The following is a 22047-nucleotide window of genomic DNA, read 5'->3' on the forward strand; positions in this document are numbered from 1 at the left end:
AAAAATGATGTGTCGGACTGTACTTCCCTTTTTTGACTGCCTCTCTGGCCATCCCGATTAAGATCCTCTATAACCAGCCTCCGCGATCCGCATCTGCTCCTCCCTGGTTTCGAACTGGATACCCGGTTTCGGTTGCCCCTGTCCGTAGGGTCACTTCCTTCTCGGCATACATCGGTTCCCACTAACGACTTTCAAGCGACAGGTCTATCGCTGTAGAGGCAGCCCCTGTGCCCCCCTTTCCTATCGGGAAACCACCCTTCCGGGCAACCACGGGGGTTTGCCCCTACATCCGTCACTGGAGTCGTCCGCGGCATAAGTCCATCCCTGGACAAAAAAAAGCCCGGCAAATTAGCCGGGCATTGAATGGTCGTGCGTAGTGCTTACATATAATCGTAAGTACCGTTCTTCCACTCATAGAGGACATAGCCGGGAGCGGTAACGTCACCTTTGGCATCAAAACCGAAATTGCCTAGAACAGTTTCGAACTTACCGCCTTTCAACGCCTTGATCACCTTTGCGGTGTCAGTGGAGCCAGCCGCAGTAACTGCCTGCGCCCAAGCCTGCATGGCACCATAGGTATAGAGGACATAACCTTCCGGTTCGATGCCCATACCACGGAATTTCTCTACCAACGGAGCTGCAACCGGGTTTTTACGTGGATCGGGGCTAAAGGTCATCAGGGTACCTTCACCGGCAGAACCGGTAATAGACCAGTACTCATTCGTCACCAGCGCATCACCAGAGACCAATACGGTATCCATGCCCTGTTCACGCATCTGCCGCACAATCAAACCACCTTCTGTATGGTAGCCGCCCAGATACATAACACCGATATTGGCCTGTTTCATCTTGGAAACCAGGGCGGTGTAATCTTTTTCACCCGCGGTGATCGCCTCGTACATCGCCTCTTTGCCGCCGAGTTTCTTGTATTCAGCTAAAGTGGCGTCGGCCAGACCCTTACCGTAAGCGGTTTTGTCATGCACAAAGGCGACTTTTTTGCCAGGGAAGTGCTCAATCAGGAATTTGCCAGCGACCTCACCCTGTTGATCGTCACGACCACAGACGCGGAAGACGTTATCGCCTCCCTCTTCGGTCAGTTTCGGGTTGGTAGAGGCTGGAGAGATCATCACAATACCCTCCTCCTCATACACCTTGGAAGCGGGGATCGAAGAGCCGGAGCAGAAATGACCCGCCATAAATACCACGCCTTTGTTAACCATCTGGTTGGCAACCGCAACAGCCTGCTTCGGATCGCAGGCATCATCGCCCACTTCCAGTTCCAGTTTCTGCCCTAGCACGCCACCGGCGGCATTGATATCGGCAACCGCCTGCTCGGCACCCGCCTTCATCTGGGCACCAAAACTGGCGTACTGACCTGTCATGGGGCCAGCAGTAGCAACCACGATGTCGGCCATGGACACGGAGCCAAAGCTCATCGTTGCGGCAGTTACCATCGCCATCATGGATAGCTTGAATGTCTTTTTCATTTCAGCAAATCTCCTCTGGTACTTTCCCAGTCATTAAATAAGTAATTACTCTTCTTATACCAACCCTATCATGCATGTGGATGATGGGCAGCCTCCCGGATTATGTGGAAATGACACCTCCTGAATCATCCGGCGACTCACAATCAACAAACGCATTCAGTCTAAATGCATTCGTCAGATTATTCATTAATCTCCTCCCACCCTAGTAGGTTGGAGCGTCGATAAAGCCAAGGATATTGGCTGATCATACGGTTCACCCGGGTAATACGAAATGCCAATAAGGCAATCAGGATGATCACGCAGGTATCGATCAAGTAGCCACTCAACGATGCCAGCTCACCATCGAACAGGGCGAAGATAAGAAAACGGTCACCGACCCCGAGCAACAGCCCGTAGGCAAAGACATGAAACAGCGGCCGCCAGGTAATGGCAATGGCTTGCCCCATCATGTAGGCGGCACCACCAAACAGCACCAGAGTGAGTCCAATAAATACAGGTATGTTCAATGTCCACCCTCCAGATAAGCGGCCCGTACTTCCGGGCGTTCCAGCAACTCCTTGCTCTCGCCTGACATGGTGATTTCTCCGTTCACCATGACATAACCCCGATGTGCCAGCTTTAGCGCATGGTAGGCATTCTGTTCAACCAGCAGCACCGTGACCTTATCTTCCCGATTGATCTCCTCAATCACTTCAAAAATCTGTTTTACCACCAGTGGCGCCAGACCCAATGATGGTTCATCCAACAGCAGCAGCTTGGGACGGCTCATCATCGCCCTGGCAATAGCCAGCATCTGTTGTTCTCCACCAGAAAGCGTTCCCCCACGCTGGTTAGCGCGTTTTTTCAAGATGGGGAACAGGGTCGTTACCCGCTCCAGGTCTTGGTCAAAGTATTTTTCGTCCGAGACAATCGCCCCCATCTGCAGGTTTTCCATCACAGTCATGCGGGGGAAGATACGGCGTCCTTCCGGCGACTGAGCCAAACCCATGTGCATAATGGCATGCGTACTCAAATGGGTAATATCCTGCCCCAGGTAATGAATGCTCCCCTTGGCCGCACGTGGCGTACCGCAAGTGGTCATCAGCAACGTACTTTTACCCGCGCCGTTGGCGCCGATAAGGGTGACGATTTCACCCGCGTTGACGGTAAGATCGACACCTTTCAACGCTTCAATACTGCCGTAGAAGGTGTGCAAACCGGATATTTCCAACATATCAGACACCCTCTCTATTATCAGTATCAAAATCTTTCGCTATATCTTCGGCAACTTCCGGAGGTAGTTCGTCGGTCTCCTCTTCACCGAGATAGGCTTTGATCACATTGGGGTCTGAGCGAACAAAGATGGGGGTGCCATCGGAAATCTTGCTGCCATAATCCAGTACGACCACATGATCCGAAATCTCCATGACCACACTCATATCGTGCTCGATCAGCAACAAGCCGATATCATGATTCTCCTTGATATCGATGAGTAACTTGTTCAGCTCACCCGACTCCTTGGGATTCAGGCCGGCAGCCGGTTCGTCCAGGCAAAGGATGGTCGGTTTGATACACATCGCCCTGGCGATCTCAAGCCGACGCTGATCACCATAAGGCAGGTTACCAGCATTGACATCCGCCAACCGGGTCAGACCCACTTTATTCAACCAATACTTGGCCAGTTCCGCCGCCTCTTTCTCTTTCTTGCGATAGCCACCAAGGCCAAATAGACCGGTAACCGTAAAACCTGACGCCTTCATCAACTCGTTGTGTTGCGCGACGATCAGGTTTTCCAGTACCGACATTTCGGAAAACAGCCGAATATTCTGGAATGTCCGTGCCACATGGGCCTTCTGGGCAATACGAAACCCATCCATGCGTTCCAGCAGGAATTCATCACCACGGGCGCGCAGGGTTAATTTCCCCACCGTCGGCGTATAGAAACCGGTGATGCAATTGAACAGGGTGGTTTTACCCGCACCGTTGGGACCAATTATCGCGGTAATCTCGCTTTTACCGGCGGCAAAGGAGACGTCGTCGATGGCGACCAGTCCACCGAATCGCATAGTGAGATGCTCTACGGTGAGCAGCGGCTCGGCTCCACTGGGAATAACCAGCTCAGGGGGTATGGATGAAACGCTATTCATTTCACACCTCCTTCAGCTGTGGCCGCTACCGCTTCAGGCGGCGGTGCGTTGCCCGAATGCAAGCGTATGGTGGGTTCACGATGGGCCAGTAGACCGCGGGGTTTCCACACCATGATCGCGACCATCAATCCGCCGAAGGCGAGCATGCGGTACTCTTCAAGTCCGCGAAACAGTTCGGTTCCGCCGATCAGTAAAACAGCGGCAATCGCCACACCCACCTGGGATCCCATACCGCCCAGCACCACAATCGCCAGGATCACCGCCGACTCGATAAAAGTAAAGCTCTCCGGACTGATGAAGGCTTGACGGGTGGCAAAGAATGAACCGGCAAATCCGGCAAACATCGCCCCCAGGGCAAAGGCAGTCAATTTGGTATTAGTGGGATTGATACCCAGTGAACGGCAGGCAATCTCATCTTCACGCAACGCTTCCCAGGCACGTCCGATCGGCATCTTGCGGATACGCAAGGTGAAAAAGTTGGTGAATAGCGCCAGTATCAGGATCAGATAATAGAGGAAGATCAAACGGTGCATTGACGAGTAGTCAAGATTGAAGAATTGATGAAAAGTCTGCGCCCCCTCTGCCGCCATGCGTTTGAACTCAAGTCCGAAAAAGCTCGGACGCGGAATACCGGACAGTCCATCCGGTCCACCGGTAAAGCTGTACCAGTTGAGCAAAATAACCCGAATAATCTCACCGAAGCCCAGGGTCACGATAGCCAAATAATCTCCCCGCAAACGCAATACAGGGAAACCGAGCATCACACCAAAACTGGCGGAACAGAGTCCGGCCAAAGGCAGGCAAATCCAGAACGAGAGATCGAAATAAAACGCAAACAGCGCGTAGGAGTAGGCACCTACTGCATAAAATGCCACATAGCCAAGGTCCAGCAGGCCCGCAAGTCCGACCACGATGTTAAGACCCCAACCCAGCATCACGTAGATCAACACATAGGTGGCCACATCCACGACATAGCGATCGGCAAAAGGCATAAAAGGTAAAGCGAGCGCGAAAGCGATGAACAGCGGGCCACCGATTGTCGAAAAGCGCTGGACAATGATGGCCGCCCTATTCTCTTCTTTGACCAGATCACGCCGAACCGGCCCCTTCCTCGCTTTCAACTCCCGCCTTACAGCGAACAGGAGTCGCCCAACAAATACCGCCACCACAGCGATAACCACCAGTGACCAGCGGGTGGAGATGCCCAGCCCGGTCGGTGTATCTTCGGTGCGGAACCCGACCATCACAATGGCCAATCCCAAAGCCACCAGAGCGGCCAGCCCGGACTCTTTCATCAGTGCAACCATATCAAGGCTACGCACGTTGTTATTCGATTCGCTCATCATGCTTATACCTTCTCGATTTCCGGTTTACCCAACAAACCGGTCGGCCTGAAGATCAGCACCAAGACCAGAATCGCGAAGGCGGCCACATCCTTATACTCAATCGTAAAATAGGCGGACCAGTAGGTTTCGATTAACCCGATCAGCAGCCCGCCCAACATGGCACCGGGCAACGAACCGATACCGCCCAATACAGCAGCGGTGAAGGCCTTCACCCCGGCCAAAAAGCCGATGTAAAAGTCGATCACACCGTAGTACAGGACAAACAGCATACCGGCCACCGCCGCCAGGGCGGCTCCCATGACAAAGGTAAGGGAGATGGTTCGGTCCACATTGATACCGAGCAGTGCCGACATGGTCCGATCCTGCTCACAACCGCGTTGCGCCCTTCCCAGTGAGGTACGTGATATCAGCATTGCAAAACCGGTCATCAGTACAATGGTGAGCAGCACAATCACAATCTGCAGATAGCTGACAGTAATGGAGAAGTCGCTCCCCTCCAAAAAGGTGAAGCCGCCGGAGATAACCGGAGGCATGGGGCGAACACGCGCACCCTGCAGCAGTTGAACATAGTTCTGCAGAAAGATCGACATACCGATGGCGGAGATCAGCGGCGCCAATCGAAACGAGCCGCGTAAGGGACGGTAGGCAAGTCGCTCAACTGTCCAACCATAGATAGAGGCAATAATCATGGAGACCAGCAGCACTACCAACAATGCCAGGGGAATCCAGGTGATGCCGATAACACCGAGAACCAAAAAAGTGATCAACGATAGGAAGGCACCGATCATAAAAATATCGCCGTGGGCGAAATTGATCATACCAATAATACCGTAGACCATTGTGTAACCAATGGCGATCAACCCGTAAATCGAGCCGAGCGTCACGCCGTTGATTAACTGCTGGATAAAATATTCCATGAGCTCCTCACCCGTCTATTATTCTCACCGTGCAGCTGTGGAGCGGCCTATTGTTACAGGCCGACACGGCACGTGTTTGGTGGCTTTTGGCCGTGCGGTAATTTACCGCTTAATAGTTATAATTGACAATAACATCAACTGTCAGCAAGCATCCTGCATCCGCTTCAGCGGATCACACTGTTCTCAAGTGAAAGCAGTGTCGCATTACCACCAATTGCGGTGGTATTGATAGTCCGTGTTCTTTCCGTGGCAAAACGCAACAGATAGTGCGGTCCACCGGCTTTAGGTCCGGTACCCGATAGTCCAAGACCACCGAACGGCTGTACACCAACTACTGCACCAATCTGATTTCTGTTTATATAAACATTCCCCACTCTCACCTTAGCATCGATATAGCGGCTGGTGGTTTCATTGCGCGAATGTATTCCCAAGGTAAGACCATAACCGGAGCGGTTGATCTGGGCAATCACCTCATCCAGTTGGGATGCTCTATAGCGGATTACATGCAGTATCGGTCCAAAATGTTCTTTACTAAGCTGATCCATACGCTCGATTTCAAATGCTACCGGTGCCACAAAACAACCGGCCTCGGCATTCAATGGCAACGGGGTTTCCGCGATCAGGGTCGCCTGTTCACGAATTTTTGCAATATGTTGCTGTAACGATCGACGGGCATCTTCATCGATTACCGGTCCCACATCGGTATCCAACTCGCAGGGATTACCTACCTTCAGCTCCGCCATGGCGCCTTTTAGCAGATCCAACACGCGCGGAGCTACGTCATCCTGAATAAACAATACCCGTAACGCCGAACAGCGCTGACCGGCACTGGCAAAGGCGGACGAAACCACATCCTTGATTACCTGTTCCGGTAACGCCGTGCTATCCACCACCATGGCATTCTGGCCACCGGTCTCAGCCACCAGCGTGGCGATCGGTCCAGAGCGCGCCGCCAAAGAGCGGTTAATCATCTGGGCCGTCTCCGTAGAACCGGTAAAAGCGACGCCGGCAATCCGGTCATCCGCGGTAAGCAGCGGCCCGATGCGTCCCCCTTCGCCCGGCAGTAGGTGCAATACCCTGCCTGGCACGCCGGCCTGATGGAACAGTTCAACGGCACGAGCCGCAATCAGGCTGGTCTGCTCGGCCGGCTTGGCAATCACACAGTTGCCCGCCGCCAGGGCCGCCATAATCTGACCGGTAAAGATGGCCAGTGGAAAATTCCAAGGGCTGATACAGACAAACACCCCCTTGCCCTGCAAGTAAAGTTCGTTGGATTCACCGGTGGGGCCATCCAAAGTCAACGCTGCCCCAAAGGCGTGACGTGCCTGCTGGGCATAGTAACGGCAGAAATCCACCGCTTCCCGCACTTCATCGATCGCATCCTGAATGGTTTTTCCCGCTTCCAGATGGCACAGCGCGATCAATTCAGCGCGGTGACTCTCCAGTAGTTCAGCGGCCCGATCCAGGGCATCCGCCCGATTGGTGACCGCCGTGGCATTCCATCCGACGAAGGCATCATAGGCCGCGGCAATGGCTTTTTCGGTGGTTTGATTGTCGGCCTGAAACAGGCTGCCGACATGAATAACGCGATCAAAGGGGGCATGTACCCGAGTCACCTCGGCCGTTTCCAGACGCTCGCCATTGATCACCGGCCCGGCATGCCAAGTGTGGTTAAAAAAGGCCCCTATCGACTGACGCAAGGGCTGCCACTGATGTTCTACATTGACATTGACACCACTGGAGTTGATACGTCCCTGGCTATATATATGGGGAGGCAAAGGAATCCGTTCATTGGCAAGACTGCTGTGCTGGCTAAGTTGGGTTACCGGGTGCTCGGTCAACGACTCCACCGGGGTTTTCTGGTCGATCAGACGGTGGACAAAAGAGGAGTTGGCACCATTCTCCAATAACCGCCTGACCAGATACGGCAACAGATCTTTGTGACTACCTACCGGCGCATAGATCCGGACATGGCACCCGTAGCGCTCCATGGCGGCATGATAGAGTGCATCCCCCATACCGTGCAGGCGCTGGAACTCATAATCATGATGGCTGGCCATACTGACGATACTGGCCACTGTGTGGGCATTGTGGCTGGCAAACTGGGGGTAGAGGCGCCCCCGAACCGGCTCACTTAACAAAAAGCGGGCGCACACCAGATAGGAGACATCAGTCGCCTCTTTCCGGGTGAACACCGGATAATTTTCCAGCCCCAGTTGTTGCGCGTGCTTAATCTCACTGTCCCAGTAGGCCCCTTTCACCAATCGCAATGGAATCAGGTCACCCTGTTCATTGGCCAGTGCCGTCAACCAGCACAAGATGGGCAACGCCCGTTTGGAATAGGCCTGAACCACCAGCCCCAGATTGCCCCAGCCACGGCAGGCGGCATCCCGGTAAAGCCGTTCAAACAGATTCAGTGACAACTCCAGCCGATCCGCCTCCTCAGCATCGATGGTAATCCCCACATCCAGATCCCGGGCCATCTTGATCAGGGCCAACATGCGCTCACTCAGTTCACGCATGACTCGTTGTTCTTGCTGTCGCTCATAGCGCGGGTGAAGAGCGGAGAGTTTGATGGAAATAGTGGGACGGGGTGATTTATCGGCGGGGAAGTTATCTTGACCAACAGCCTGGATGGCGCGGGAGTATGCCTGGAAATAGTGCTCGGCATCCTCTCCGGTGAGTGCCGCCTCTCCCAGCATATCGTAGGAGTAGGTGTAGCCCGCTTCCCGATACTTGCGACTGTTGTTGAGCGCCTCACCAATAGTGCGACCCAGGACGAACTGCTTCCCCATAATCTTCATCGCCTGGTGCATCGCCTGCCGCACCACCGGTTCGCTCAAGCGATTCACCAGCCGGTTAATGATACTGGCCGGTTCATCTTCGATTTTGGCATCCAGGGTAATCACCTTGCCGGTCAACAGCAGCCCCCAGGTCGAAGCATTCACCAGCAGAGATTTACTCTGTTTCAGATGTTGCTTCCAGTCGGCGATGGTCAACTTATCTTTGATCAGAGCATCGGCAGTGGCACTGTCGGGGATACGCATCAATGCCTCAGCCAAGCACATTAGCAACACCCCTTCACGCGTATCCAAACTGTACTCCAGCAAGAGGGCATCAATCATGTGCATGGCATCATCCCGTTCACGCACCGCCTTCACCAACTCACCACTTTCACGGGTAGTTTTTTCCAGCAGATCGGGAGACGGTTTGGCAAGCGGGATCAGTGCCTCCAGCAAGCTGGATTCATCCACGCAATACATGGCACTGATAGCGTCTTTGAGCAGATTGGAGGACTGCCGGATGGTGGCATCATCAAAAGCGGAACTGACACTGAACGTGGGCATCACAACACCTGACTCCTGAGGTTGGACAATCTGACTCACCTAAGAAATTACGCTTGCTACCTAAATAAAACTGTAACATGCATTTACGATCCGGCCAGACTAAACGTTGTGCAGTGCGGGCATCTTACAAAATGCTACGGTTTTTTATCAAAATCCTCCGGTTAAGTAGGTAGAACGGGTAAAAAATAGCCTGTAACCGCGTCTCAAAGAACAATTTTCCCGCGCATCAGTTATTGCTTAAATAAGCAAAAAAGCCGCGCTACTGTTTCAACCGATACTGTCTTGGTGTGAGATTGTTGTACTGTTTGAACACGTTCGCAAACGCACTTTGACTGGAAAAACCCGTCTGCACACTCACATCGATCAGTGGTAATCCGGTGCACTCCAGGAGATATTTGGCGTGTTCTAGTCGTCTACGGGTGATGTACTGATTGGGGGTAACGCCATTCTCTTCCCGAAACACACTGAAAAAGTGACTCGGGCTCATACACGCCAACAGCGCCAGTTCCCGTACCAACATCTTTTGATTGAGATTCGCCTGGATATAGGCATCGAGCACTTCCATGTTGAGCCGCTTTGAGCCCCGTCGTTCCTGTTGTCGGGTAGCGTGTTTGGTAAGCAATTGCAGCAGGCAGACGCCGAAACTGCGCGCCAACGTTTCATCTTCCGGGTAGGTTCGCATCTCTTTTACTGAGAGTTGCAGTAACTGGCGAATGGTCGGATCTACCTTAAAAAAACCTGATTTATCAAATAAATCAGTGAGACACTTCAACTCCATCTCATCCAACGCTTCGGCCGGTTGATCCTGCACTGGTACGTTTAGCACCAGGATTTCATTGGTATCGATACCACAGAATGAGTGGCTTAGGGATGAGGGAATCAAACAACCGAGATGATTACTGACCAAGTCGCCCTGGCCCTCTACCTCGAATTCCGCCCGACCTTGCACACCCAGTATGATCTGGTGGTACTGGTGGTCGTGTTCGACACTCTGCTTTGGTAACTGAATAACTTGTGTGTTCAGCATATGATCTCTTCTGAACCGATGACCAAACAATAGTTGCGGCTTGTGGCCGCTTCATAAGCCTGCTCAATCCGACAGGTAGGCCGGGTGCTTAAAGAATACCCCTATTAGCGCCATCAATAAACCCGTTATTAAGGATAACTATCTCTGGGTCTCGCCAGGCCACCTGCCGACTCACAGGTTTCATGAGTAACAAATTGCCCCGGCCTGGTTGCTGCCTGACAAGGCAAAGGTTAAGCTGGGCCGTTTTTTTCACACAGCTGTCATTCGTCCATGCACCCCGAGCAAGCCATCGATGATCTGGGAAGCGGCACCCCACTGGTGCTGTTGCACAGCTCTATGAGTAGCAAGAGCCAGTGGCGCAAACTGGCGGAACAGTTGGCGGGCCGCTACCGAACCCTGGCCATCGACCTTTACGGCTACGGAGAGGCTGAATATCCCGCCACGCCTGAACAGTTTACCCTGACTCAGGAAACTGACCGCATTGAGACCATCATCCGCCAAAGCATTGGCGACCAACCCTTTCACCTGATCGGTCACTCTTACGGAGGCGCTACCGCACTCCGTTACGCCTATGCCCATCAGTCCAACATCCTCACTCTCGGACTCTATGAACCGGTAGCATTTCATCTGCTGGAACCAAACGAGCCAGCTTATCAAATCATTCGGGAAGTGGCTGAACGGGTAGCGGAATACCTCAACCAGGGCGACATTGCGGCAGCCGCCGGCCACTTTATCGACTTCTGGAGCAGCCCTGGCACCTACCTGGGACTGCCGGCGGAGCGGCAACGGATACTGGAGCACTACATCCCCAAGGTGTCACTCGATTTTCAGGCAATACTTCGGGAATCCGTTAAGGCCGCCGATTATCGAACCCTCAAGCTACCGATCTGTATGCTGCGCAGTCAGGAGAGTCCGCTGCCGACTCGCCGGGTCGCCGAGGTACTGGAAAATACCCTGCCCCGACTCGAGTGCCATTGGGTTCCAGGAGGGCATATGGCTCCAATCACTCATGCAGAGATAGTGAACCCACACTGGATTCGCTTTATTCAGCAACCGCACCATACCGTACCCCAGGCGCACGAACCGAGATAACGGCCCCATTGCAAACCACGTCGGCAGCGGCAACCTGTTGGAACAGCTTCTGCTGCACTCATCGCTTGCAGAAAAGAGGATCGAAGCCTGACACTGAAAGAGCTCAATGCCGTGAATCAACCGCGCATGGGGGGCGGAGCGCCAAACCTGATTCAAAACAGGGTTAACTGGCCATCTCCAGCAACTTTTTGTTTTTTGGCCGGCACTCATACTGGTAATCGCTCTCGCCGTAGGCGATGGAGTAGTAGTGCCCCCACTCCAGCAGCAACTCCATAATCGGCTCCAGCTGTTTACCGAATTCGGTCAGGGAGTACTCCACTCGGGGCGGGACCTCCGCATACACCTTGCGGATAACGATGCGCTCTTCTTCCAACTCACGCAATTTCTGGGTCAGCATCTTCTGGGTGATACCGGGGATGCGTCGTTTCAAATCGCTGAAGCGGCGGGTCTTGTGTCGCAAATGCCATAGTATGTAGAGCTTCCACTTGCCGTCCATGATATCGATCGCCACTTCAAACGGGCAATTGTATTCAGTGTTGTTTACCTTAATCATCAAAACCCCTCGCCAATCCCAATAGTATCCTTTTGGTAAGTATATAACGTAAATGTGCCTACTTGCCTATACTAACCGTAGTTGTTAGTTTCACACAATCAACTGTTCCACCGTATCCCGCTTTTGTCGGATCGGCATCACCCACATTAAGAGACAGGAGAAGGCACGATGAGCGACACCCAATTCCGCGCCCTGGTCGTTGAAGAAACCGAACCGAAAAAATATGTCAGCCAGGTAAAAACCCGCTCGATTGACGACCTGCCGGACGGCGACGTGCTGGTGCGGGTGCACTACTCCGCACTCAATTTCAAAGATGCGCTCTCCTCTATCGGCAACAAAGGGGTAACCCGCCACTACCCCCATACACCGGGAATTGACGCCGCGGGCACGGTAGTCGCCAGCACCGATGCACAATTTGCCGTGGGTGATGAAGTGATTGTGACCAGCTATGACCTGGGCATGAACACCGATGGCGCACTGGCCGAATATATCCGGGTACCAGCCGCTTGGGTGATCAAACGTCCGAACAGCCTGAGCTTGAAAGAAGCGATGATGTTCGGCACCGCCGGTTTGACCGCCGGCCTGATGATGGAGGCGCTGGTCAACCACAGCGTCACACCAGCGAGCGGGGCGGTGCTGGTAACCGGCGCCACCGGCGGTGTAGGCAGTCTGGCAGTCGCCATGCTGTCCAAGGCCGGCTATGAGGTGACCGCGGTCACCGGCAAACCTGAAGCGGCCGACTTTCTCAAATCACTGGGCGCCAAAGCCGTGGTCAGCCGCGAAAGTATCATCGAAACCGAACGCCCGATGCTGAAAGAGCAGTGGGCCGGGGTGGTGGATGTAGTAGGTGGAGAGATGCTGGCGAGCGCCCTCAAGGCGACCCGTTACGGCGGCACCGTCACCTGCGCCGGCCTGGTCGGCTCACCGGAACTGCATACCACGGTATTCCCCTTTATTTTGCGTGCTGTATCGCTGGTCGGCATCGACTCGGCCGAGTGCCCCATGGCGCCCCGCCTAGCCGTTTGGAACAAGATGGCCAGCGAATGGAAACCGGCCTGCCTGGAAGAGCTGACGACAGAGATCACCCTGGATGACGTCTCAGAGCGTCTGCAGGCAATACTCCAGGGCAAAGCCCATGGCCACTATCTGGTCAAAATAGCCTAAAAACCCAAAACAGGCGGCGCCGGTCCGGTACCGGCGTATCGCCCAAAAAATAATAAGTAAGCCTCGCTCAAGGCACAGACTGGATTGATCCCATGACGTTAAAAGTGAGATTACTGTTACAGAGTAATCGCGCCCTCTCTTTGTCACTCATTGTATTGATGACACTGCTTGCCTGGGCATATCTACTGACCATTACCCAGGAGATGCAAGGCCAAATGGACTTGTCGGAAATGGGCCTGGGTATGGGGATTTTCAATCAACAGCCCGCCGCAGAGCCGACTCTGGCCACCGGGCATCATCACCACGGCAGCCCCCTTCAACCAAACCAGGCTCAAGCATCCCGGCCAACGGCCACCTTCAGCATGCCGGCACTGGGCAAAACCTGGTCGATCATCGACTTCGCACGGGTCCTGATCATGTGGATCATGATGATGATCGCCATGATGCTGCCCACCGCCGCGCCCATGATCGTGACTTATGCCGATATCCTGGCCAACCAGCAAGGCGGCGCACGCGTACTCTCCCCCCTGGCGGCCTTTATCGGCGGCTATCTGATCACGTGGGGCAGCTATAGCCTGGTCGCCGTTATTGCCCAGTGGGGCCTGCTGCAGTCCGATCTGATCACCGAAATGATGGTCGGCGCCAACCCGCTGTTCAACGGCAGCATCCTGATACTGGCCGGACTCTATCAATGGTCCAAATTGAAGGATGTCTGCCTGACTCACTGTCGCACGCCGCTGCAGTTTTTCCTCTCCAGCTGGCAATCAGGCAGCAGAGGCGCGTTGCGCATGGGCGCCAAGCATGGTGCCTACTGTGTCGGCTGCTGCTGGGCGTTGATGCTGCTGATGTTTTTCTTTGGCTTGATGAACCTGATCTGGATTGCCGCCCTCTCCATCATCATGCTGTCGGAGAAAATACTTCCCAAAGGGGAGTTGTTCGGAAAGGGCGTCGGGATACTGTTCTTTATCTGGGGCCTGCTGATACTCGGCGGCCAACTATAACCCTAACACTGGAGGAAAAGATGAGTGAACCATGGGAAATCAAGGGTGAACTAATCCTCAGCTGCAGCTGTACTGTATTCTGCCCCTGTGTCATCTCCCTCGGCAATCATCCCCCGACCGAGGGCTACTGCCAGGGTTGGGCGGGCGTGCACATCGATGAAGGCTTTTACGGCGATGCCCAATTGGACGGACTTAACTTCGGTATCCTGCTGGATATCCCCGGCGAGATGGGCCGTGGCAACTGGACCGCTGCCGGTTATATCGATGAACGCGCCGACGATGCCGCCTTTGCTGGGCTATCCAAGATCGTCGCCGGCGACGCACGCGGCACCACCGGCCTGTTCAAACTGCTGGTGAGCAATTTCCTGGGGATCAAAAAGGTACCGATTAAATTTGAGAAACAGGGCACCGGACGACTGTTTGAAATCCCCAAGACCATTACCGGATTTGTCGAACCGGTACGGGGAGCCGACCCGGAAAAAGATCTTGTGATCACCAATACCGAGTACTGGATGGGCGCCGATGTGACCGTCAGCAAGGCCACCAAGAGCAAGGTGCGCGACTACGGGCGGGTATGGAATTTCGACGGCCGCAGTGCGGAGTACTGCGCCATTGAGTGGTCAGGGCCCTAGCATCTCCCCGCCACTCAAGATACCGGTGGCAGAAGCTGGCTCAACCCTGGTCAAATAGCGATATAATGGTCGTCTCCCCAAACGGGGTGACGACCATTTTTTCATCCAATCTTTGACCACCACCATGAGCCACAAATCAGAACAGGACCGGGTTTACGCCGACCCCAGAGAACAGGTCGACCATTTCGTTTTCGACCAGCAGGTAGCCCGGGTCTTTCCCGACATGATCGGACGCTCGGTTCCCGGCTATGACACCGTCATCAATCTCAGCAGCGTGCTGGCGGCCCAGACCGTGCAACCGGATAGCCGCTGCTATGACCTCGGTTGCTCCCTGGGCGCGACGGCTCAGGCGATACAAAACGGCATCCGGGTACCCGGTTGCCGCATTATCGCGGTGGACAACTCACCGGCCATGCTGGAACAAGCGGTCAAACGTCTGCCACAAACAGCGGATAAAACCCCCATCGATTTCGTCTGCGCCGACATTTCGGATATCCAATTCGCCAACGCCTCTCTGGTAACGCTCAACTTTACCCTGCAATTCATCCCGCTTGAGCAGCGCACCGCCCTCTTGAGCCGCATCCGCAACGGTCTGCGACCGGGCGGTATCCTGATCCTCTCGGAAAAGATCTGTTTCGATGATCCGCAAGAGGAGCAGTTGCAGATAGAGATGCACCACGCCTTCAAACGGGCCAACGGCTACAACGATCTGGAGATCAGCCAAAAACGCAGCGCCCTGGAAAATGTGCTGATCCCCGAGACCCTGGAACAACACCGAGAGCGCCTGAAGCAGGCCGGGTTTTCCCGCGCCAACCTTTGGTTCCAATGCTTCAATTTTGTCTCCCTGGTGGCACGAAAATGAGCCCCGACTATCAGGCACTCTACCCATTGATGCAGAAGCACGGACTAGGAGAGTGGGCCGAGCAGTTACCCGAACAACTCAGGCAGATTTACCAACAGCGGCCTCACGGCGACCTGGATCACTGGCTCGCCGCCATCGCGCAACTGCCGACACTCGATCCCGGTGAAGTGCTTCTGAACCAGAGCCGGGTTGCGGCTAACGGGATACGCCCCCTGACGGATACAGAACAACAGTGCGTCAGCCAGTTATTGCATCAGCTACATCCGTGGCGCAAAGGTCCCTATCAGGTTCACGGCATCCATATCGACACCGAGTGGCGTTCCGACTGGAAATGGGACCGTTTGGTCCCCCATATCAGCCCGCTACAGGGACGTTCGGTGCTGGATATCGGTTGCGGTAACGGTTACCACTGCTGGCGCATGGCCGGTGCCGGCGCGGATTTGGTGATCGGCATCGACCCGACCCAACTGTTCCTGGCCCAATTTCTTGCCATACGGCACTTTCTGGGTGAGCGCTGGCCAGTTCACCTGCTGCCGATGGGCATTGAGGATCTTCCACCCGACCTGCGGGCCTTTGACACCGTTTTCTCCATGGGGGTGCTCTATCACCGCCGCTCCCCGATCGACCATCTCTATGAGCTGAAGGCCGCGCTGCGTCCCGGCGGGGAGCTGGTACTGGAAACCTTGGTGATCGAAGGAAAAGCGGGACAGGTACTGGTACCGGAGGGACGCTACGCCAAGATGCGCAATGTCTGGTTCATTCCCACACCCGACACGCTGGCGGGCTGGCTAACGCGCTGCGGCTTTCACCATGTCCGGGTCGTGGACGTAACACCCACCACCACCACCGAGCAACGCTCTACCGATTGGATGCGTTTTGAATCACTGGCCGACTATCTCGACCCGAACGACAGCAGCCGAACCATCGAGGGATATCCGGCGCCGTTACGGGCCGTACTGATAGCCGACGCAGGCTGAGCCGACAGGCGGATCACAACTCGATAGCAGCAAGCCGCTCAAACCGGGCACGGTGTCGTGTCGATCACCGTACCCAGCCTGGTGATGATGCTATTGACCGCTCACCGCCATCTTCAGCGACTGTTCGATGGCATCCGGTGCATCCGATATCTTCATAAAGGTGGACATCGTCAGATCCGGGAAGCTCTGGGCAATACGGAACTTGCCGTGCAACATATAGACCTTGTTACCGGAAACCAGCAAGTCATACGGCAAGTGGGCGGTATGTCGCATCTCGGCCTGATCGATGATCTTCATCACCGGCGCATCCGCCCCGGCCCCCTCCTTGATCGCCACATTGAACAACGACTCGTCTTTACCGATCACATCCACCCGTGAGATTTTGCTCACCCCGCCCTTACCGGCGGCGAGGCCCGCCTCGACAGCGTCCAGTGCCGCCTGATGAGAGTCGTAACTGGCCAGCTCCACCTGATCGTCAAAATAGGGCATGAACATCATATAGTGATATTCCCGTAGGTTGTCCACGGTACGACCGCCACCGGAACCGAACGCCGATTGCCGCCCCAGAGCACTTTGAAGGCGACTGCTCAGCGCGGTGAAATCACCCGCCATGCGATAGACATTGCCCATCCATTGCGGATCGGTATAGCTCACTTGTACCGCCCCATTCTGCTCCGTCAGGGAAACCCGGAGTGCCGCACCATAGCCACCCATGGCCGAAGCCGCGGCCTTCTTGCGCAACGTCTCATCGGTGATAACCAGGATATGAGAACCGGAGTAAGGCGTGTATTCACCGGCGATGGAAAAACCCGCTTGTGCCAATGCCGTCTTGACGGACTGCCGTTTGGCATCCAACGGGGTATGGGCTACCTCAGCCAGGACAAAAGGCCGGACCCGGTCCGATTCCTGGGCAGTAAGTGAAAAACTGGCTAACAACAGTGACAGCAGCAACGCTGCAAGATGAACAGTTCGCATGAAATCCTCCCAAGATGATGATGGACCTTAAAAACGGCCTCTTTTATCTGCACACCCAAGGTGCGCTGCCAGTGAATTTACCAGATCAATCCCAAGAAGAACATTCAATAAAATTATTTTGCCGATAACCTGCCGAACAGGGGCCGCCTTGGGGGGAAGAATAACTGCGCCTTGCACCAATCGGCCGGCTATCGCTAGAATGACCGCGATGGTTCCGAACGGCATCGGCCGATAGGATTAAAAGGGAACACGGGATGGGGAAACCCAAGCCGTGGCTGCCCCCGCAACTGTAAGCGGAGAGTTCATGTCATCTTGCCACTGGAGCAATCCGGGAAGGCGACAGTTGAATCAAGACCCGCGAGCCAGGAGACCTGCCATCGACCTTTCAGCTATTCACTGGGGCGGGGTGTCCCAAAGGAACATGACATGACAACCAAACACCATTCGGCAACCGTTTACGGCCGTTCAACCCTTCGTTTCCTGCGCCATCATCAGCTTGAGTCAGGCCAGCGCGTCGATCGCTCTGCCCAATCTTCCCGCTGATCTTTCTACCGAATTCGCAGGTATCTCAATGCACTACAGCGATCCTGAGGCATTTGCCTTACGCCTGAACAGTTGCCTCCACCAGGCACGTATTTCACAACTGGAGCTGGCCAACCGCACCGGGCTCAAGCCGAGCCAGATCAACCACTTCTGCTGCGGTAGACGGTTGCCCAATTTGCGGAACTTTACCAAGATCTGCCAGTCGCTACCGACCGCCGACCCCCGTTACCTGATGGGACTGGCAGAACGGTAAGCGGCGCCGCTTTTGGCCGGTCCCCACTCTGGGTAACGGAAGCATTCCGGTTTTGCTTTTGCCGGTGAGATTGTCCATGCTAGACAAATGATGAAAAAACCAAACTATTACAGTAACCGGGAGTTTGATCGGCTGGACCACCTGCGCGACGATCCCGACTGGCTGCAGTCGATGCTGACCACTGAAAAGTGCCGACTGCTGCCGGTGTGGCGCAATCAGCACCTGGTCACCCCTGACCCGCTTCCGGTCTCTTATCCGGGCAATGCCGCCGGCGCGCTGCTGGAATTAGCCGAAGATCAGATCCTGCTTGGTCGGGACACTCAAGGTTTGATCTGGCTCGCGCTGGACATTTCCCAGCTGGAGCAGCCGGATGCCGCGTTGACCGGCCAGGACGAACTACGCTTCCAGGATCTTCGCAGCATTGGCCCCCTGCTGGACCGGCACACTGGCGCCCTGTTGGCCCACGCCCGGGCCATGGCCTATTGGCACCGGCACCACCGTTATTGTGGCGTATGCGGCAGTCCGACCCTATCCACCCGGGCCGGCAACATGCGGCTCTGTAGTGACCCAGAGTGCCAGCAAGCGCACCATCCGCGCATCGATCCGGCCGTTATCATGTTGGTGCACAATGGCGATTACTGCCTGCTGGGCAGGCAACCGGCCTGGCCGGCCGGCATGCACTCCACCCTGGCCGGTTTTGTCGAGCCGGGAGAGAGCCTGGAAGATGCCGTAGCCCGTGAAGTGAGCGAAGAGGCCGGCATCCGGGTAGCGAATATTCGTTACCACTCTTCCCAACCCTGGCCCTTTCCCTCCTCTATCATGCTCGGATTTTATGCCGAGGCGGCCAGCAAAGAGATTCAGGTGGACGGTGTCGAACTGGAGAGTGCCGGCTGGTTTCATCGGGACCAGTTGCTCAACTCGCCCGAAAACGATCAATTTCGCTTGCCCAGAAGAGACTCTATCTCCTGGCGCCTGATCGAAACCTGGATGCACGCAAAACATGGGGCGTGAGCGCAGTAACTGAACGGTGCCCTATATTTCCAGAAAGCGTTGGTAACGGGCAGGCGCCACGGCCTGCCCTGACATGAATCAGCGGGAGTCTGCTTTCTGCTTCGGCAGATAACTGTTCAGCGCCTCTACCATCTGCTTCGCCGAGATACCGTGGGCAAATTTGGTGATGAACTCCCCATTGGGTGCCATCAGGTAGACGCTGGCCGAGTGATCCATGATGTAGAGATTCGGATCACTGCCCGGCTCTATCACCTTGGCATACTTCACCTTGAACTCCTTGGCCACCCGTTCAATCATCACCTTGGTGCCGGTCAAACCCACCAAATGCTGATTAAAGTATTGGACATAATTTTTCATCACCTTGGCGTTGTCCCGCTCCGGATCCACGGTAATGAAATAGGGTTTGATCAGATCGGCCCGATCACCCAGCATATCCAGCGCCAGTGACATCACCTGCAACGAGGTGGGACAGATATCGGGACAGAAGGTGTAACCGAAATAGATCAGTTGGAACTTACCCTGCATATCCTTTTCCGTGACCAGTTTTCCATCCTGGTCGATCAGCATAAATTTCCCGCCGATCTTCGCCACTTCGGGTTCGTACTGCTCCTTGGCCGCCAACTTAGCCGCATCACCACTGTACTGCAGACAGCTTTTGATGGTATCGGTGTTATTCTTCATCAGTTCAAAATAGAGTTCCGGTCCCGCCTTCATAGCGCTGCCGAAACTGTCCAGAATGCCGATATTGATATCCACCCCTTCGGTCAGCAGCGGCAGTTCCGGCATCGGCATACCACGCTCGGTCAACAAACAGGCGTAGTAACCCTCTTTCAGTTTGGCGTGACTCTGTAGCAGTTTGATCGCCTCTACCGACTGCTGTGGCGACTGCGCCAACACGCCGCGTATCTTCAACGCATAAGCTTGCTCGAAGTATTGCAGGGTGTCGTAGTACGCCATGCCGATACCACTTTTCAATCCCCGATACCCGTATTCAAGACGCCGGTCAAGTTCGGCCACCCGTGCCAACAGGTTGGCGCGGTTCCGTCTATAGAGATGCGCCCGGGCACCGTCCGCATCCATCAACGCCCTGGCCAGTTCGTCCACCAGGATCAGGGTATTGCGGCTATCCAGCCAGAAAAAAGGATCGCGTTCCATGGACTCGTCGTTTTTACTCCAGCGGGACGGCAGGATCTTCAGCTCCGGATCGTCCAGCAACGTCATGACCCGCGCGCCGGACTGTTGTGCCTGGGCAACCGGTTCGATCAGGAACTTTTCCAGTTCCGGTCCCACCCACACAATCAGGCTGGCGCCAGCTACATCGGCCTTTTGTGATTCGTTCAACTGGTAACCGAACGGCAGCGCTTCGCCATCCACCAGCAGCTCCGGCCCTTCGGTACCGATCATCAGGGCCGCCAGGATCGAGTGGACCGGTTTGATGCTGGTGACGACGCGGAAGGAGGATTCCGCCCATAACGACGGGCTACCCAGTAGCAGTGAAATGAGCAACAGCATTGAAAGGAACGCGCGCGGAAATACAACCTTTGACCTATTCACGAATATTTGCCCACCTACGGTTGCCACAATTAAGCTGATCTATTGATCAGCAAATACAGAGTCCAGTGCAAAAATCGCGTCGTCGACCTGCTTACTGAAGGCGGCCTCTTCAGGACAGCTTGCCTTGTTTTCAATAAATTTCAGAAAGGCGGTATTGGTTTCGCTATCAAATGCTTCGCCATACTGCCGACGCTTGGGTAAGGCCAATACCAGCGCCTTCTTCATGCGTTGCGTCTCATTCAGGTAATGACAATTCAATGCCACCCCGTTCAACTCACCCAATTTCTGGATTACCTCGAATTTTTTATCTTGCGCCTCTTCCGCCTGCACCAGGCTGAAGCACAACAGACCCAGCAGAAAGGGGATAGCCAACCGAACACCCATTGTTTGTCTCTCACTTGCTGAAGTTAAGGGGATGCAAAAGCAGAGCCGATTATAGGGGCCCTGCCCCCTCCGGTAATTGCCCAATATCAATCGCCGCAAGATCCTGAGTGATACCCCACCAAGATTCAGCGCTTATCGTCCGACTCATCCTTGGGACCGGTATAGAATTCCGGCCACCGCTCCTTGACCTCCGGGCCGTCGCTAGCCAGGGCAATACAGGTATCGAGAATGCGCGGCCGACTGCGTACCGACTGCTGATTGGCGCGCTCCTCCAGCGCGGAATGCATCGTCTGATAAGCGGTGGTGGCAAGCGGCCCCAACAGTTCCATCAGATGGGTGCAACTGGCCTTGCGCTCCACCCGGCTGCGCACCTCACGCATCCAGCCCGGGCCGATCTTGATGCCGATCAGTTGGCGCATTGCCTCGGCCGTCTTCTTGCAAACCGGATACGGCGTGTCGTCGGAGACAGCGATTACATCATGAATCACAAAATCCAGATCCATGGTCACCCGCAGGTGCAGACCATGTACCGGGGCGCCCGGTTGCATGTAGCCACGATGGCGGGTATCGAATCCAAAGGTCTTGGTGTCGGTCAGATGGGCTTCCAAATCCCACAACCCATCCTTGCGCAGATAACCTTCACAGGTGATTTTTCGGGTATGGAGATGCTCTCGTTCAACGGGTCTGGGTAGCGGCACAGCGGTTCTATCTCATTTGCCTATGGGGAGAGGGAAAGATAATGTCAACGGCAGGGAATATCAAATCAGAGACAGATAGTTTTGTCTGAAACCGTTTT

Annotated in this window: 21 protein-coding genes and 1 riboswitch; of the genes, 8 read left to right on the forward strand and 13 right to left on the reverse strand. The window is 54.9% G+C overall.

Annotation, left to right across the window (positions count from 1 at the left end; genetic code table 11):
- Positions 1 to 380 precede the first annotated feature (380 nt).
- The 8 genes from ACQY5R_RS16210 to ACQY5R_RS16245 all read right to left on the reverse strand — a co-directional run bounded on the left by ACQY5R_RS16210 (position 381) and on the right by ACQY5R_RS16245 (position 10250).
- The gene (locus ACQY5R_RS16210; RefSeq protein ID WP_428610148.1) at positions 381 to 1487 is read right to left on the reverse strand and encodes a branched-chain amino acid ABC transporter substrate-binding protein; all 1107 of its coding nucleotides are present in this window, start codon (positions 1485 to 1487) and stop codon (positions 381 to 383) included.
- A 179-nt stretch (positions 1488 to 1666) separates the two neighbouring features.
- A complete protein-coding gene (locus tag ACQY5R_RS16215) occupies positions 1667 to 1993 on the reverse strand; it encodes a DUF6867 family protein (RefSeq protein ID WP_428610149.1) in 327 nt (108 codons plus the stop codon).
- Positions 1990 to 2700 carry an ABC transporter ATP-binding protein gene (locus ACQY5R_RS16220; RefSeq protein WP_428610151.1) on the reverse strand — a complete coding sequence of 237 codons (711 nt, stop codon included), beginning with the start codon at positions 2698 to 2700 and terminating at the stop codon, positions 1990 to 1992. The genes ACQY5R_RS16215 and ACQY5R_RS16220 overlap by 4 nt, the downstream gene beginning before the upstream one ends.
- 1 nt (position 2701) lies before the next feature.
- Positions 2702 to 3613 (reverse strand): ABC transporter ATP-binding protein, encoded by a 912-nt coding sequence (locus ACQY5R_RS16225; protein ID WP_428610152.1) that lies wholly within the window; start codon positions 3611 to 3613, stop codon positions 2702 to 2704.
- The gene (gene livM / locus ACQY5R_RS16230) at positions 3610 to 4956 is read right to left on the reverse strand and encodes a high-affinity branched-chain amino acid ABC transporter permease LivM (protein ID WP_428610154.1); all 1347 of its coding nucleotides are present in this window, start codon (positions 4954 to 4956) and stop codon (positions 3610 to 3612) included. Before livM ends, ACQY5R_RS16225 begins: the two co-directional genes overlap by 4 nt.
- A gap of 5 nt (positions 4957 to 4961) precedes the next feature.
- Complete coding sequence (locus ACQY5R_RS16235) at positions 4962 to 5876, reverse strand: ABC transporter permease subunit (protein WP_428610155.1); 915 nt, start codon at positions 5874 to 5876, stop codon at positions 4962 to 4964.
- A 164-nt stretch (positions 5877 to 6040) separates the two neighbouring features.
- Positions 6041 to 9223, reverse strand: coding sequence for a bifunctional proline dehydrogenase/L-glutamate gamma-semialdehyde dehydrogenase PutA (gene putA / locus ACQY5R_RS16240; RefSeq protein WP_428610156.1), 3183 nt, complete (start codon positions 9221 to 9223; stop codon positions 6041 to 6043).
- Positions 9224 to 9482: 259 nt separating this feature from the next.
- Positions 9483 to 10250, reverse strand: a complete 768-nt coding sequence (locus tag ACQY5R_RS16245) for an AraC family transcriptional regulator (RefSeq protein WP_428610157.1) — start codon at positions 10248 to 10250, stop codon at positions 9483 to 9485.
- 270 nt (positions 10251 to 10520) lie between these two features.
- Here ACQY5R_RS16245 and ACQY5R_RS16250 point away from each other — a divergent pair, with 270 nt between their 5' ends.
- On the forward strand, positions 10521 to 11342 hold the full coding sequence (locus tag ACQY5R_RS16250; RefSeq protein ID WP_428610159.1) for an alpha/beta fold hydrolase: 822 nt from the start codon (positions 10521 to 10523) through the stop codon (positions 11340 to 11342).
- Positions 11343 to 11505: 163 nt separating this feature from the next.
- On the opposite strand, the gene ACQY5R_RS16255 is transcribed toward ACQY5R_RS16250, so the two are convergent.
- The gene (locus ACQY5R_RS16255; protein ID WP_428610160.1) at positions 11506 to 11895 is read right to left on the reverse strand and encodes a winged helix-turn-helix transcriptional regulator; all 390 of its coding nucleotides are present in this window, start codon (positions 11893 to 11895) and stop codon (positions 11506 to 11508) included.
- 168 nt (positions 11896 to 12063) lie between these two features.
- Between ACQY5R_RS16255 and ACQY5R_RS16260 the strand changes: the two genes are divergently transcribed.
- The 5 genes from ACQY5R_RS16260 (at position 12064) to cmoB (ending at position 16531) form a co-directional block, all read left to right on the forward strand.
- Entirely contained in the window at positions 12064 to 13059 is a 996-nt protein-coding gene (locus ACQY5R_RS16260; RefSeq protein ID WP_428610162.1) for a YhdH/YhfP family quinone oxidoreductase, read from the forward strand.
- A gap of 92 nt (positions 13060 to 13151) precedes the next feature.
- Entirely contained in the window at positions 13152 to 14060 is a 909-nt protein-coding gene (locus ACQY5R_RS16265) for a DUF2182 domain-containing protein (protein WP_428610164.1), read from the forward strand.
- A 20-nt stretch (positions 14061 to 14080) separates the two neighbouring features.
- Positions 14081 to 14692 carry a DUF1326 domain-containing protein gene (locus ACQY5R_RS16270; protein WP_428610166.1) on the forward strand — a complete coding sequence of 204 codons (612 nt, stop codon included), beginning with the start codon at positions 14081 to 14083 and terminating at the stop codon, positions 14690 to 14692.
- 124 nt (positions 14693 to 14816) lie between these two features.
- Entirely contained in the window at positions 14817 to 15554 is a 738-nt protein-coding gene (cmoA, locus tag ACQY5R_RS16275) for a carboxy-S-adenosyl-L-methionine synthase CmoA (protein ID WP_428610167.1), read from the forward strand.
- The gene (gene cmoB / locus ACQY5R_RS16280) at positions 15551 to 16531 is read left to right on the forward strand and encodes a tRNA 5-methoxyuridine(34)/uridine 5-oxyacetic acid(34) synthase CmoB (protein WP_428610168.1); all 981 of its coding nucleotides are present in this window, start codon (positions 15551 to 15553) and stop codon (positions 16529 to 16531) included. Before cmoA ends, cmoB begins: the two co-directional genes overlap by 4 nt.
- 90 nt (positions 16532 to 16621) lie before the next feature.
- On the opposite strand, the gene ACQY5R_RS16285 is transcribed toward cmoB, so the two are convergent.
- Entirely contained in the window at positions 16622 to 17506 is an 885-nt protein-coding gene (locus ACQY5R_RS16285; protein WP_428610169.1) for a hypothetical protein, read from the reverse strand.
- Positions 17507 to 17698: 192 nt separating this feature from the next.
- Positions 17699 to 17899: riboswitch (cobalamin riboswitch) on the forward strand.
- A gap of 178 nt (positions 17900 to 18077) precedes the next feature.
- On the opposite strand from ACQY5R_RS16285, the gene ACQY5R_RS16290 reads away from it, so the two are divergent.
- The gene (locus tag ACQY5R_RS16290) at positions 18078 to 18302 is read left to right on the forward strand and encodes a helix-turn-helix domain-containing protein (protein WP_428610170.1); all 225 of its coding nucleotides are present in this window, start codon (positions 18078 to 18080) and stop codon (positions 18300 to 18302) included.
- 87 nt (positions 18303 to 18389) lie between these two features.
- Positions 18390 to 19313, forward strand: a complete 924-nt coding sequence (nudC, locus tag ACQY5R_RS16295; protein WP_428610171.1) for an NAD(+) diphosphatase — start codon at positions 18390 to 18392, stop codon at positions 19311 to 19313.
- Positions 19314 to 19391: 78 nt separating this feature from the next.
- Here the strand turns inward: nudC and ACQY5R_RS16300 are convergent, their stop codons facing one another.
- The 3 genes from ACQY5R_RS16300 to ACQY5R_RS16310 form a co-directional block, all read right to left on the reverse strand.
- On the reverse strand, positions 19392 to 20867 hold the full coding sequence (locus ACQY5R_RS16300; RefSeq protein WP_428610173.1) for a metal ABC transporter solute-binding protein, Zn/Mn family: 1476 nt from the start codon (positions 20865 to 20867) through the stop codon (positions 19392 to 19394).
- 39 nt (positions 20868 to 20906) lie between these two features.
- Positions 20907 to 21251, reverse strand: a complete 345-nt coding sequence (locus ACQY5R_RS16305) for a hypothetical protein (RefSeq protein ID WP_428610174.1) — start codon at positions 21249 to 21251, stop codon at positions 20907 to 20909.
- 125 nt (positions 21252 to 21376) lie between these two features.
- Positions 21377 to 21949, reverse strand: a complete 573-nt coding sequence (locus ACQY5R_RS16310) for a DUF2889 domain-containing protein (protein WP_428610176.1) — start codon at positions 21947 to 21949, stop codon at positions 21377 to 21379.
- Between the last annotated feature and the right edge of the window lie 98 nt (positions 21950 to 22047).

Source organism: Sedimenticola sp., from assembly GCF_050289425.1.
GTDB lineage: Bacteria > Pseudomonadota > Gammaproteobacteria > Chromatiales > Chromatiaceae > Sedimenticola.